Here is a 12919-nt window from a genome sequence, read left to right on the forward strand (position 1 = left end):
AGTTGGAGAACGCAATGACACCGAAAAACACGCTTAAAGCTGTGATTACCGCTACCTCCTTGGGTCTGGTGGCAACCTCCGCCATGGCAGAGAGTATCAATATCGGCTTCACCGGCCCGCTTAGCGGTGGGGCTGCACTTTATGGCGAAAATACACTGTCCGGGTTGCGCATGGCGGCCGAGGAGATCAATGCGGCAGGTGGCTTTGACCTGAATGGTGAGCAGGTGACCATTAACCTGGTAGCTCTGGATGATCGTTACTCTCCTGCCCAGGCGGCCACCAACGCAAAACGCCTGAAACAGGACAACGGGGTGTCTGCCATCTTCGTTCCTCACTCTGGCGGCGTTTTTGCGTTGCAGGATTTCAATGAGAAAGACGATTTCCTGGTCATGGCTTACACCAGCGTGCCGACGGTGACGGAAAAGGGGAATACCCTGACCCTGCGCATTCCGCCGACGTTTGACGGCTATGTTCGCGCCTTTACCGATTATGCAATGAACAACCTGGGTACAACCCTGGGTATGGCTGGTGCAACGCACGAATACGCGAAGATCTGGGATGAAATGATCCAGCAGACCTGGGAAGCACGGGGCGGCACGGTCGTGGCCGACAACCCGATGGATTACAACAAGTCCGCCGATTTCTACACCGGAGTCAGCCGGGTTATTGCTGAGAACCCGGATGTAATGTTCGTTGGTGGCGCCTCGGAGCCAACCGGACTGGTTATCCAGCAGGCTCGTCAGCTGGGTTTCCAGGGTGGGTTCATTGTGATGGATCAGGCCAAGATTGATGAAGTGGCTCAGGTTGCTGGCGGCATGGACATGGTGGAAGGTGCGGTGGGCGTCGTGCCGCTGTCTGTCTACGAGACGGAGGCGGCGACCGGCTTCATCGAGCGTTACCAGGCCAACTACGGCAAGGTGCCGGGGTCTGAAGCTGCCTACAACTACCTGGCGCTGCACGCTCTGGTCGAAGCGATGGACATGACCGAGTCGACGGATCCGACCACGGTTCGCGCTGCCATTGGTGAGGCCCTGCTAAGTATGGACAGCAGCAAGAACCCGTATGAGGTCCACAGCGTTACCGAAAACGGTGGTTTTGTGACCGTGACCACCCTGGCAGTGGTGGAGAACGGCGAGATTGTTCGGAAAGAAATCGAATAACACCCTGCTATCCGGACACGTCCAAATGAAAAAGGAGCGGTTATCCGCTCCTTTTTTTGTCGCTTGAGAGTGCGGCCTGGCCGTTCACTTGGATGAGGCCACAAAGTGCGGGTTCAGCACGTTTTCCTTACCGTAGCGGAGCGGCTCGCCATCCAGCGTATTGACCTTGCCGCCGGCGGCCAGCAGAACGGCATGGGCGGCACCGGTGTCCCATTCACAAGTGGGGCCAAGCCTGGGGTAGATGTCAGCATGGCCTTCGGCAATGCGGCAGAACTTCAGCGAGCTGCCGGCCTGAACCAGTTCGTGTTCGCCGAGGTTGTCGATGAACTGGCGGGTCTCATCGTTGAGGTGGCTCTTGCTGGCCACCACCCGTGTTACCGCTTTGGGCACCACCACACTGATGCGGTGAATCCGCCCGGTACGGTCGCGCTTCCAGGCACCGTCTCCCTTTGCGCCCCAGAACGCCTCTTTCAGGGCGGGAGCTGTCACCACCCCCAGGACCGGGACACCGTGTTCGATGAGGGCGATGTTAACGGTAAACTCACCGGTGCGTTTGGTGAACTCCTTGGTGCCGTCGATCGGGTCGACCAGCCAGAACCGGTGCCAGCGCCGGCGCTGTGACCAAGGCTCGTCAGCACCTTCTTCAGAGAGAATGGGAATGTCGTGGCTCAATTGCCGCAGCCCCTCAACAATGATCCGGTGTGACGCGATATCAGCGGCGGTGATTGGTGACTGGTCGGCCTTGTAGTCAACCTTGAAATCGGTCAAGTAGATGTTGAGCACTTTCTCGCTGGCGGCGTCGGCAATGCTCAGAACGTCAGGAAGGAGATCGCGGTAGTGCATCGGGCGGGCATCCTGTTCCGGGGAGTCTGTATTGGAAGAATCGTGAGTGTAGCGTAATTCCGGCCGGATTGACGCCGCTAGCCAAACAACTGGCTGGCGGAAAAGGCGGTCAGGAATCCGATGGCGGCAACCGGGCCGGTAAAACCGTGCATTTCCTCAAAGGCTTCGGGAATCATGGTCTGGATGATCATCACCAGTATGGCCCCGGCGGCTGTCGCGGTGGCGAAGGCGATGTAGGTTGGTCCGAGTTCGCCCAGGAAGGCATACCCGATCCAGGCTGCGAATGCGGACAGCATCGCAATACTCAGCCAGAGGCCGAAAATGTAGCCGGGCCCGCGTCCGGCCCGCCGCATACCGGCCGAACTGGACAACCCTTCGGGCACGTTGGAGATGAAAATGGCAAACACGGTGACCAGAGCCACCCCATTGCCATCCAGCAGACTGACCCCGATCGCCGCTGACTCCGGTAACCCATCGAGCAGTGCGCCGAGCGCAATGGCCACACCTGCTGCCTGGTCCTTTGATACCACCGGTGCCCGTGAGCGTTTACGGTGCCGGGCGCCATACAGCGAGAGTATGGCATTGGCGCCGGTGTAAAGGACTACGCCAAACAGGAACCCTGCGGCCGCCGCGGGCAGCCCACCTACCGCAACGGAGGACTCCATCAATTCGATGGACAGAGCCGATATCAGCACGCCGGTGCCAAAGGCCATGACGCTGGCAACGGCGCGGTGGGGCAGGTTGAGGAAATAGCCAACCAGAGCGCCAAGCACCAGGGCAAGACCGGAGATACCACCCCACAGGGCGGCCATTAACTCTGGGGGCAGGTTGATCACCGTTGTGACTCCGCCTCCGGTGCGGCCAGCACGTCGGAACGAAGACTCAAACCATGGACCAGGAACGAGGTTTCGGTCTGCGCCAGGGTGATCAGAACCCTGGCGTCACCTTCACGAAAGTGGCCGAGCAGCGAGAACCTCAGCAGGTCGTAGACGCCGTCTCCGATGGCCACCTGGGAGTCGGCACCGACGTACTGCAACTGTTCAAACGACTCAAACTGGCCAAGTTGGCTGAACTGCTGGAAAGCCTGCTGGCCCTCGTGTGAGCGAAATGCCGCCTTCAACGAAGACGATAAGAGTGGCTCCAGCTTCTGGTAATCCCAACCAACAATCACCGGCAGTTGTTCTTCAAAGTACGGTTGGGCGATATCGGTGTTTCGTGAAGCGTTGATGCCAAACCAGACCGCAGTGCCTGCGGCCAGGATGATCGCCCCTACGAGCAGATAGCCTATGGTTCTGAGCGCTGTATTTGCCATGATGTATGTTGCCCCTTTCCTCAAGCGGTCGATCATACACCATTGTTGTGTGGTTACTCTTCGCTCACGTACATCACCAGGCTTTCCACGACGCAGGCGGGCCGGTCTTCACCAAGGATTTCCACGGTTGTGCGGTAGCAGGCCAGTACACGGCTTGCGTCCTGAGGCTCGGCGCTGAGCAGCTCGACGTTGCTACGGACCTTGGCGCCAACTTTAACGGCTGACGGGAATCGCACCTTGTTCATACCGTAGTTGATGCTCGCGGCAGTACCGGTAATGGTAAATACCTGCTGGTTTAGCGCTGGCAGCATCGACAAGGTCAGGAAGCCATGAGCGACCGGGCTTTTCCACGGTGACTCCTGTGTGGCCCGGTCCACATCCACATGAATCCATTGATGATCGCCGGTTGCATCGGCAAAGGTATTCACCCGCTCCTGAGTAATGCTTGTCCAAGGGCTGCAACCCAGGGTGACACCGGTGTAGTCGGTCAGAACATTCAAGGCGATGGTTAGCATTGTCGTTGTGTCCTTGCCTGAAAAATGAGGGGGCTACACCGCGTAGCCCGGATTGCGACTGTCCAGCAGTCGGAGCACCGCAGGCCAGGTCAAGGCCGCGGCTTTACCCAGGGACTGGGATTGTTCTGCCGTGGTCTGAATGGCTTCCGGCGATGGCTGATAGGTGGGGCCGCAGGCCAGCGCCCGAACCTGAATTTCGCAGGCTTTCATCAGGAAATACAGGTAGGTGAAACATTCGGGCACGGTCCTCCCGACGGTCAGCACGCCGTGATTGCGGAGCATCATCATGGACTTGCTGCCAAGGTCACGGATCAGGCGTTCACGCTCATCGAGGTTGAGTGCTACGCCTTCGTAGTCGTGATAGCACAGGTGATCGAGACAGAGCATGGCTGTCTGGCTCAGCGGCAGCAGACCCTCCCGGTGAGCAGAAACCGCGACCCCGTCAGGCGCGTGCAGATGCATCACAGCAGCAGCGTCCTCGCGGCCCATGTGCACGGCACTGTGGATGGTGAAGCCGGCCGGGTTCACCCGGCTGACTCCACCGGCGTCTATCACCTGACCCTCTCTATCCACCTTCACGAGGGATGAGGCCGTGATCTCGTGGAAGAGCAGGCCATAGGGGTTGATCAGGAAATGGTGCTCAGGGCCTGGCACCCTCGCTGACAGATGTGTAAAGACCAGGTCATCCCAGCCGAAATGGGCGACCAGGCGGTAGGCTGCTGCCAGCTCTGTACGAACCTGCCACTCTGCCTTGGCGAGGGCGTTGGTGTTGTTGTCAGTGGTGCCGCTCATGATGTTCTCCATTGGCAAGGCCGAAGGGCCTGAGACAAAAAAGGGTGGCCAAGAGGCCACCCGAAGGAGAGGTTCCCGACTGGAGAGTGTGAAGGCCTGCGAAACCGACTGAGAAAGTTTGCAGGCATTCAGGAACCCCTGGACTCACACTGGGTGCAATCAGCTGGCCTGAAGCAGGGTGGCGTACTGTTCCAGATGGAAGTCGTCGTCGCCGAGCTGATGGTTGATCATGACGAGGCGTTTGGCGTAGTGGGCAAAGTTGTACTCCCAGGTCATGCCAATCCCGCCGTGGGACTGGATAGCCTTCTCGGAAATAAACTGCCCGGCGCGGCCAATCACGTTCTTGGCTGCGGCCAGGGTGCGACGGCGATCATCACTCTGTGGCTCATCGGCCACATTCGCCGCCAGGATGACCATGGAACGGGCCTGTTCCAGTTCGGACATCATGTCGACCATGCGGTGTTGCAGAACCTGGAACCGGCCAATGGGCACGCCGAACTGCTTGCGGGTCTTGAGGTATTCCAGGGTCAGTTCGGTGGCTGTTTCCATCACCCCAACGGCTTCTGCGCACAGCGCGGCGATGGCACGCCCTGCCTGGTACTCAATGACGTCGGCTGCTTGTCCCTCCGCCCCCAGCAGGGCATCAGCGGACACCTGGACATTGTTCAGGGTGATGTCGCAGCCTTTGGTGCCATCCATGGTCGGGTATACTCGACGCTCGACGCCGACGGCGTTGGGATCAATAGCGAACAGGCTGATGCCCTTGTCATCGCAGGCATCGCCGGCGGTTCGTGCGGACACAACCAGCAGGCCGGCAGTGTTGCCGCCAATCACAACCGCCTTGCGCCCGTTCAGGACGTACCCGTCGCTGGTCTTCTCGGCACGGGTGTCAACCTGGTTCAGGTTGTAGAAGCTTTGGGGCTCCTGCAGACCCACGGCAACCTGGAGCTCGCCGCTGGCGACTCCCGGCAGCCACCGTTCCTTCTGGGCGTCGTTACCAGCCTGACTGATCAGACCACCGCCGAGTACGACCGACTGCAGGTAGGGCTCCAGACACAGACCACGACCGAGCTCGGTCATCACCATCTGCACTTCCACCCCGGTACCACCGAAGCCACCCAGTTCCTCAGAGAACGGCACGGCTGTCAGCCCCAATTCGGCCAGCTGCTTCCAGAAGTCGACGCTGAACCCGGCTTCGCTCTCACTGAACTCCAGGCGTTTCTCGAAGCTGTACTCACCGCGAACCAGACGTGCCACGGTGTCTTGCAGCATTTGCTGCTCTTCATTCAGTTTGAAATCCATGGTCGTCTCCTCACAGGCCGAGAATCATTTTGGACACGATATTCTTCTGGATCTCGTTAGACCCACCGAAGATCGACAGTTTGCGGTTGTTGAAGTAACTGGCGCTGAGTGGCGCGGCGAACTCATCGGAAAGGTATTCGCCGTCGTAATCCAGCTGGAATTCCTCTTCCACAAACGGAATGGCGTAGGGCCCCAGAGCGCGACGGGCCAGGTCGTTGATCGCCTGACGAATCTCTGTGCCACGTACCTTGAGCATGGAGCTTTCCGCACCAGGCACCCCGCCGCCTTCTACCGCAGCGATAATTCGCAGGTTACTGATGGCAGCCGCCATCAGGTCGATTTCAACCTGAGCGATGCGCTGGCTGAACCCCGGGTCTTCGATCAGCGGGCGTCCGTTTTTCAGGCGCCGACTGGCCAAAGCTTTCAGGTGCGAGAGGGCGGCCTTGGAAATGCCGATACCGGCGATACCGGTGCGCTCATAGGTGAGCAGGTATTTGGCGTAGGTCCAGCCTTTGTCTTCTTCGCCCACCAGGTTTTCCACCGGGACCTTGACGTCCTCGAAGAACACCTCGTTGACCTCGTGTTCGCCATCGAGGGTGATGATCGGGCGCACGGTAATGCCCGGTGTGTTCATGTCGATGAGCAGGAATGAGATACCTTCCTGGGCCTTCACCTCGGTGTTGGTGCGCACCAGACAGAAGATCATGTTGGCGTGCTGCCCCAGGGTGGTCCAGGTCTTCTGGCCGTTGACTATGTAATGGTCACCGTCGCGGACGGCGCGGGTTTTCACGGAGGCAAGGTCGGAACCGGCACCGGGCTCGGAATAGCCCTGGCACCACCAGTCTTCGCCACTGAGAATGCGCGGGAGGTACTGCTGTTTCTGCGCTTCGTTACCGAATTTGATGATGACCGGAGCGACCATGTTCACCCCGAACGGGATGGTACGGGGAACCCCATAACGGCAGGACTCTTCGTCCCAGATGTGCTTCTGCACCGCTGACCATTCAACACCACCGTATTGCTCCGGCCAGTGTGTGGCGTACCAACCCTGGGCAGTGAGTATTTTCTGCCAGCGTAGATGATCTTCTTTTGACAGTTTCCGGAAGCCTTTGACCTTCTCTGCAATGTCGGTCGGCAGCTTCTCGTCCAGGAAGGCGCGCACTTCATCGCGGAAGGCGAGTTCTTCGGCCGTGTAGTTAATGTTCATTGTTCCTACCTCTCGATGCTTGATAGCGAAAAGATATACCGCATAGCAGAATCGTTCCATGATCTCGTACTGCTTTTGTGTTTGTCAACGTCTGCAGAACTATAAAACGCTCTGCAACTTCTACTTTTGTCAAAAATTGATTCCGAAAACTTGTTGTATAAAAAATCTATGTATATAGTCCGTAACACAGAACCTGGTACTGCTAGGCGGAACTGGATTCGATTTAAATACCGCATTGCGGAACAAGAGTGAGTAACCAATACGAGGTTTGTGATGACAAAAACAACAAAGTCCTTCAGAGCACACCCCTTGGCCAATGCCGTTGCGTTGGCTGCGCTGCCGTTAGTTGCGTTGGGGGCATCGGTCGCTCAGGCTCAGGACTCTGAATTGGAACAGTTGCGGCAACGGGTTGATCAGCTGGAGTCCCGGTTGGCGGGGGCGGTGTCAACGGCACCAGAACTTACGGAAGAGAACCCCTATATCCTTCGCGAAGGCGACGGTCTGAAAATTGGTGACACCACGCTGTCTTTCGGTGGCTTTATCAAGGCGGACGTCATTTACGGCTCCAACGGCAATGGTCACAAAAACGGTTATTCCATTGGCTTGCCCCGCTCGTTTGCGTCTGCAGCCGCTACTGATAATGACTGGAAGGTCGGTTTTACAGCGCGGGAAACCCGCTTCAGCATTGGTACAGAAACCGACGATGTGGCTGGCCACACCCTGAGAACCTATCTGGAAATGGACTTCAACCAGGCGGCGGATTCCGACGGTAACGAGATTGTGTCCAACAGTTATTCACCGCGTCTGCGTCAGGCTTACGGCAACTGGAACGGGTGGAGCTTTGGTCAGACCTACACCACCTTCAGTGACCTTGCGGCAATGCCTGAAATCCTGGATCAGGGCAAGATGGCGGGCTTTATCTATGTAACTCAGCCGCAGCTGCGTTACACCACCTCAGCACCCGGCGGTTCATTCATGGTGGCGCTGGAGAACCCGGAGGATGGCTTTGGTTCTGTTTCCTATGACGACCAATCCTACCCGGACCTGACAGCCCGCTATCAGTTCCGTGGCCACTATGGTGTGTACTCGGTGTCCGGTATCGTCCGCAACCTGGAAGACGACGCGTCCAACGACACTGAGCTGACGGGCGCTGTGGGCTTTAGTGCGCGCATTCCCACCTACGGCAAGGATGATCTGCGCCTGCAGTACAACTATGGTGCACTTGGCCGTTATATGGGGCTGTACACCTACCCCGATGTCGACCTGGCAGCCCAGGCTGCAGGAAAGGTGGAAGCTCTCGAATCCTACGGTGTGACAGCGGCTTACCGTCACTTCTGGACGCCAAGCTGGCGTAGCAGTCTGACCGTATCTCATACCGAAATCGTCAGTGACCTGACCAACCCGGTGGCAACGCCAGTGGCCAACGGCACCCTCAGCTACTTCGACTCCTCCTCGTCAGTGCACGCCAACCTGTTGTGGTCGGCCCACAAGAACCTGACGTTGGGTCTGGAATACGCTTACTGGGATTTTGGAGTGATCGGTTCAGCCAGCAGCAACCAGTACGAGCAGGTGATGGCATCCGCCAAGATGACCTTCTGAGCCTGCTGACCCCGAGCGTCTCGGGGCTTGGCGAGAGTTAGCAAAGGATACCCAGGCATGACGCCCTCTTGCCCCGGAGCTTCCACGTCGAATCTCCGGGGTTTTTTGTGCCTGTATGGAAAACCGCTGTACGAACACTCGGGGCGAGAAGGTCAGGGCGTTGGGCAAAAAAAAGGCAGGACCGTAGTCCTGCCATATAAGGATGATGGCCTTAGCTGAAGGCTTGAATGCCAGTCTGACCGCGACCAAGGATCAGAGCGTGGACATCATGGGTGCCCTCATAGGTGTTGACGGCTTCAAGGTTCATGACATGACGTATAACGTGGTACTCGTCAGAGATGCCGTTGCCGCCATGCATGTCGCGGGCAACCCGGGCGATATCCAGGGCTTTGCCGCAGTTGTTTCGCTTGAGCAGTGACACGGAATCCGGGGTGGCTTCGCCGGCGTCCATCATCCGGCCCAGCTGCAATACCGCCTGCAGGCCCAAGGTGATCTCGGTCTGCATGTCGACCAGCTTCTTCTGGATCAGCTGGTTGGCAGCCAGTGGTCGGCCAAACTGTTGACGTTCCAGCGTGTAATTACGCGCGGCGTGCCAGCAGAACTCGGCCGCACCCAGTGCGCCCCAGCTGATGCCGAAGCGGGCCTTGGTGAGGCAGCTCAGCGGGCCTTTCAGTCCCTCGACTTCCAGGTGGTTTTCCTCCGGTACAAAGACCTCATCCATAAAGATGGAGCCGGTGTCTGATGCCCGCAGTGAGAACTTGCCTTCGATTTTCGGGGTGTCCAGGCCCTTGGCGCCTTCGCGTTCGATGACGAAGCCGTGGACCGCGCCGTCCAGCTTGGCCCACACTACACAGACATCGGCGATCGGTGAGTTGGTGATCCACATCTTGGAACCGCTGAGCAGGTAACCGCCATCCACCTTCTTGGCCCGGGTTTCCATGCCGCCAGGGTCGGAGCCGTGGTTGGGTTCGGTGAGGCCAAAACAACCCACCATTTCACCGGAGGCCAGCTTGGGCAGAATTCGCTTCTTGAGGGCTTCCTTGCCATAGGAATAGATCGGGTACATCACCAGGGACGATTGTACCGACAGGGCAGAACGGTAGGCTGAGTCGACCCGCTCCACTTCCCGGGCAATCAGGCCGTAACACACGTGGTTCAGGCCAGGACCGCCGTACTCCTCTGGCAGGGTGGCGCCCAGCATGCCCAGCTCGCCCATCTCGTTGAAAATGTTACGGTCAAATTTCTCGTGACGGTTTGCTTCGGTAATACCTGGCATCAGGCGTTGGTCGCAGAAAGCGCGAATACTGTCGCGAACCTGGCGTTCGGTTTCGTCCAGCTGCTTGTCGAATTGCAGCAGGTCATCCCACGGAGCGGAAGCCATGCAGTTTCTCCTGTTAGGCAAGGAGGCGGTGAGGTGTCACCGCCAGTGTTATGTGACCGGCCGACAGGGCCGGGGTTCAATCAGTCGGTGACACGCTCGATCACGGCAGCGATGCCCTGGCCAACGCCAATGCACATGCTGAGGAGTGCGTAACGGCCAGAAATGCGTTCGAGCTGGCGTGTGGCTGTCAGCGCCAGACGGGCCCCGGAGGCGCCCAGCGGGTGACCGACAGCAATAGCTCCGCCGTTCGGGTTCAGGCGCGGGTCGTCGCCGGCGATACCCATCTTTGCGGCGCAGCCCAGTACCTGGGCTGCAAACGCTTCGTTAATTTCGATCACGTCCATATCGTTGATGGTCAATCCGGCCCGTGCCAGGGCTTTCTCGCTGGCGGGTACTGGGCCATAGCCCATAACCCTGGGCGCGACACCGGCGATGGCGGCTGACACGATGCGGGCCCTTGGTCGGATACCGGCTTTGTCGCCCGCTTCGCGGGAGCCAATCAGCAGTGCGGCCGCGCCGTCATTGACGCCTGATGCGTTACCGGCGGTCACTACGCCTCCGTCAAACAGCGGCCGTAGCCCCGACAGTGCATCAAGCGTGGACTGAGGGCGGGGGTGCTCATCCCGGTCGACCGCGATCGCCGGCTTCTTGCGTCCCTGGGGCACGTTGATAGCGAGGATCTCTTCATCATAGAACCCTGCGTTCATTGCGGCATCGTAACGAGCCTGGCTCTGTGCCGCAAAACGGTCGACGGTGTCCCGGTCCAAGCCCAGTTCACGGGCGATGTTATCGGCGGTTTCCGGCATGGTATCGGCGCCGAACGCGTGTTCGATTCTGGGGTTGGGGAAGCGCGCTCCAATGGTGCTGTCAAAGGCACGAAAATCCCGACTATAGGGGGTTTCACTTTTGGCCATCACAAAAGGTGCCCGGCTCATACTCTCAGCACCACCGGCGACAAACAGCTCGCCTTCGCCGCACTTGACCGCCCGCGCAGCATCGATGATCGCGGCGAGGCCGGACCCGCACAGGCGGTTGACGGTGAGGCCACCGGTTTCAATCGGCAGTCCCGCCATCAAGCCGGCATGACGAGCCAGGTTGCGGGCGTCTTCGCCGGCCTGATTGGTGCAGCCGGCAATGACGTCTTCGTAACTGGCGGGATCGAAGGGGTTGCGAGCGACCAGTGCCTGGATGACTGCGGCGAGCAGATCATCGGGGCGGACCTTGGCGAGAGCGCCAGCGTGGCGCCCGAAAGGGGTTCTCAGACCATCGTAGATATAGGCACTCATGACACCTCCTGATCGGTAATAGGGTGGTGGGTGATGTTACTGCCGAATTTGAGCTCATGGAAACACAAAATGCATTAAATGTTTCGATATGCGAAACTGTATTTTGTAATTTGTGTTTGGGAAGACTAATATTCGCTCAAAGTAATTGCAAGTCACCCATGGGTCCAAGGTGGTGCCAATATGATTCGATACCTGCTCCCGCTGGCGGTGGTACTAGAGCTGGTGACCCTGTGTACGGGAGAGACGAAGTTCAGCGTGGTATCCGGCTGTGTGCTGCTGGTGTATTTCCTGGCGACGCTAACAGCTATGCAGAGATATACCCGCTGGCTGGTGATAATCACACTGCTGGTGTCCGTCGGGCTGCTTGCTGCCGGTCGGCTGGGGTCTGCAGAACTGTTGGATGCGGCGTCCAGTGCCGCCTTCTATGCGGCGTTTCTGGGCAGTCTCGGAACCATGCAGTGCCTGGTGCGGCGGTTCGAAGTTTTGCGGCGTATCCATGATGTACTGCTGGGAGGGCCGCCGGTCCTGCTCTACCCCAAGTACGCAGTCACCAGCTGCCTGGTGGCGTCGGTACTAAGTTTCGGCATGATGAACCTGCTGTGTGGCAGTTTGTCGCAAACGCTGTCCCAGCGCGGGATTACCGGCCAGGCCCGGCTGGGTTGGATTCGCAGTGTCCTCATCAGTGTGTTGCGTGGGTTCGCCTTGGTGCCGTTGGTTGCTCCGACGTCAGTAGCGGTCGCCATCATCACCCGGGAAATGCCCTCGCTGACCTGGTCCCAACTGTTGCCATATGGACTGGTGGCTGCGTTGCTGATGGTCGTGGTTGGCTGGGTGCTGGAGCACCGCCGTTTCAGGTTGGTCAGTGAACAGCGGGTCAACTTGTCCGGTTGGCCACCTGGCAGCGGTCTGCTGTGCCTGGTCGTTGTTGCCGTCCTGGTGGTGATGGGGATGTTGGTGGCGACCACGCCCCTCAACGTGTCCCGGGCCGCCATGCTGGCTGTGCCTCTGGTCACCCTGTTGGTGATGCTGTGGCAGGACCGCTCGCCACGGAGCGTGCTTGATGAGGCTGCTGACAACGTAAATGCCATGGCTAACGAAATGGCCATTTTTGCTGCTTCGGCGGCTTTTGGGGTGGTGTTGATTGCCCAGGTGCCTGAAGGCCTGGTGAGCCTGGTGACCGGGTATGACATCAGCCCCTACCTGTTGGCGGTGGCCGGATTGCTGCTCTTGCCCCTGTTGGCGGCACTGGGTGTCATACCCATCACCACTCTCAGTGTCATTGCCGGGTTGTTGCCGCCCCTGGCAGCGATGGGAATGAACCCGTTGTTGCTGGCCGTGGGGTTGGTGATTGGGTTTGCGCTGGCGATGATGTTGTCGCCGTTTGGGCCTTCGGTGATGTTGCTGTCCAGGTTCGGGCAGGTGTCCCGCTGGCTGGTGGCCTTCGGTTGGAACGGATTGTTTGTGCTGATCCTGCTGCCCCTGCTGGTGGCCTTGCTGGGGGGGTGGTACTGGCTGATGTAAC

The 12919-nt window shown here is 58.8% G+C and carries 12 protein-coding genes; 3 read left to right on the forward strand and 9 right to left on the reverse strand.

What is annotated here, in order from left to right; all coding sequences use genetic code 11:
* Positions 1-14 precede the first annotated feature (14 nt).
* Entirely contained in the window at positions 15-1160 is a 1146-nt protein-coding gene (locus BMZ67_RS04065) for an ABC transporter substrate-binding protein (RefSeq protein WP_092020607.1), read from the forward strand.
* 84 nt (positions 1161-1244) lie between these two features.
* Here BMZ67_RS04065 and cysQ read toward each other — a convergent pair whose 3' ends face one another.
* From cysQ to BMZ67_RS04100, 7 genes are all read right to left on the reverse strand, one after another.
* Positions 1245-2003, reverse strand: coding sequence for a 3'(2'),5'-bisphosphate nucleotidase CysQ (cysQ, locus tag BMZ67_RS04070; protein WP_092020608.1), 759 nt, complete (start codon positions 2001-2003; stop codon positions 1245-1247).
* Between the two features lie 77 nt (positions 2004-2080).
* Positions 2081-2839, reverse strand: a complete 759-nt coding sequence (locus BMZ67_RS04075) for a ZIP family metal transporter (RefSeq protein WP_245749861.1) — start codon at positions 2837-2839, stop codon at positions 2081-2083.
* Complete coding sequence (locus tag BMZ67_RS04080; protein WP_092020609.1) at positions 2836-3315, reverse strand: hypothetical protein; 480 nt, start codon at positions 3313-3315, stop codon at positions 2836-2838. The genes BMZ67_RS04075 and BMZ67_RS04080 overlap by 4 nt, the downstream gene beginning before the upstream one ends.
* Positions 3316-3368: 53 nt before the next feature.
* Positions 3369-3830: a MaoC family dehydratase gene (locus tag BMZ67_RS04085; RefSeq protein WP_092020610.1), complete on the reverse strand. Its 462-nt coding sequence runs from the start codon at positions 3828-3830 to the stop codon at positions 3369-3371.
* Positions 3831-3863: 33 nt separating this feature from the next.
* Positions 3864-4622, reverse strand: a complete 759-nt coding sequence (locus BMZ67_RS04090) for a class II aldolase/adducin family protein (RefSeq protein WP_092020611.1) — start codon at positions 4620-4622, stop codon at positions 3864-3866.
* 159 nt (positions 4623-4781) lie between these two features.
* Positions 4782-5924: an acyl-CoA dehydrogenase family protein gene (locus BMZ67_RS04095; RefSeq protein ID WP_092020612.1), complete on the reverse strand. Its 1143-nt coding sequence runs from the start codon at positions 5922-5924 to the stop codon at positions 4782-4784.
* Positions 5925-5934: 10 nt separating this feature from the next.
* A complete protein-coding gene (locus BMZ67_RS04100) occupies positions 5935-7131 on the reverse strand; it encodes an acyl-CoA dehydrogenase family protein (RefSeq protein WP_092020613.1) in 1197 nt (398 codons plus the stop codon).
* 273 nt (positions 7132-7404) lie between these two features.
* Here BMZ67_RS04100 and BMZ67_RS04105 point away from each other — a divergent pair, with 273 nt between their 5' ends.
* On the forward strand, positions 7405-8730 hold the full coding sequence (locus tag BMZ67_RS04105; RefSeq protein WP_245749862.1) for a DcaP family trimeric outer membrane transporter: 1326 nt from the start codon (positions 7405-7407) through the stop codon (positions 8728-8730).
* A 211-nt stretch (positions 8731-8941) separates the two neighbouring features.
* On the opposite strand, the gene BMZ67_RS04110 is transcribed toward BMZ67_RS04105, so the two are convergent.
* Positions 8942-10111: an acyl-CoA dehydrogenase gene (locus BMZ67_RS04110; protein ID WP_092020615.1), complete on the reverse strand. Its 1170-nt coding sequence runs from the start codon at positions 10109-10111 to the stop codon at positions 8942-8944.
* Positions 10112-10191: 80 nt separating this feature from the next.
* The gene (locus BMZ67_RS04115) at positions 10192-11397 is read right to left on the reverse strand and encodes a 3-oxoadipyl-CoA thiolase (RefSeq protein ID WP_092020616.1); all 1206 of its coding nucleotides are present in this window, start codon (positions 11395-11397) and stop codon (positions 10192-10194) included.
* Between the two features lie 180 nt (positions 11398-11577).
* On the opposite strand from BMZ67_RS04115, the gene BMZ67_RS04120 reads away from it, so the two are divergent.
* Positions 11578-12918 (forward strand): hypothetical protein, encoded by a 1341-nt coding sequence (locus BMZ67_RS04120; protein ID WP_092020617.1) that lies wholly within the window; start codon positions 11578-11580, stop codon positions 12916-12918.
* The last annotated feature ends 1 nt before the right edge of the window (position 12919 follow it).

It is taken from the genome of Marinobacter zhejiangensis (assembly GCF_900114775.1).
Classification (GTDB): Bacteria; Pseudomonadota; Gammaproteobacteria; order Pseudomonadales; family Oleiphilaceae; genus Marinobacter; species Marinobacter zhejiangensis.

Coding starts and splice junctions, on each gene's coding strand:
- BMZ67_RS04065 (WP_092020607.1), top strand. CDS start 15: ATGACACCGAAAAACACGCTTAAAGCTGTGATTACCGCTACCTCCTTG.
- cysQ (WP_092020608.1), bottom strand. CDS start 2,003: ATGCACTACCGCGATCTCCTTCCTGACGTTCTGAGCATTGCCGACGCC.
- BMZ67_RS04080 (WP_092020609.1), bottom strand. CDS start 3,315: ATGGCAAATACAGCGCTCAGAACCATAGGCTATCTGCTCGTAGGGGCG.
- BMZ67_RS04085 (WP_092020610.1), bottom strand. CDS start 3,830: ATGCTAACCATCGCCTTGAATGTTCTGACCGACTACACCGGTGTCACC.
- BMZ67_RS04090 (WP_092020611.1), bottom strand. CDS start 4,622: ATGAGCGGCACCACTGACAACAACACCAACGCCCTCGCCAAGGCAGAG.
- BMZ67_RS04095 (WP_092020612.1), bottom strand. CDS start 5,924: ATGGATTTCAAACTGAATGAAGAGCAGCAAATGCTGCAAGACACCGTG.
- BMZ67_RS04100 (WP_092020613.1), bottom strand. CDS start 7,131: ATGAACATTAACTACACGGCCGAAGAACTCGCCTTCCGCGATGAAGTG.
- BMZ67_RS04105 (WP_245749862.1), top strand. CDS start 7,405: ATGACAAAAACAACAAAGTCCTTCAGAGCACACCCCTTGGCCAATGCC.
- BMZ67_RS04110 (WP_092020615.1), bottom strand. CDS start 10,111: ATGGCTTCCGCTCCGTGGGATGACCTGCTGCAATTCGACAAGCAGCTG.
- BMZ67_RS04115 (WP_092020616.1), bottom strand. CDS start 11,397: ATGAGTGCCTATATCTACGATGGTCTGAGAACCCCTTTCGGGCGCCAC.
- BMZ67_RS04120 (WP_092020617.1), top strand. CDS start 11,578: ATGATTCGATACCTGCTCCCGCTGGCGGTGGTACTAGAGCTGGTGACC.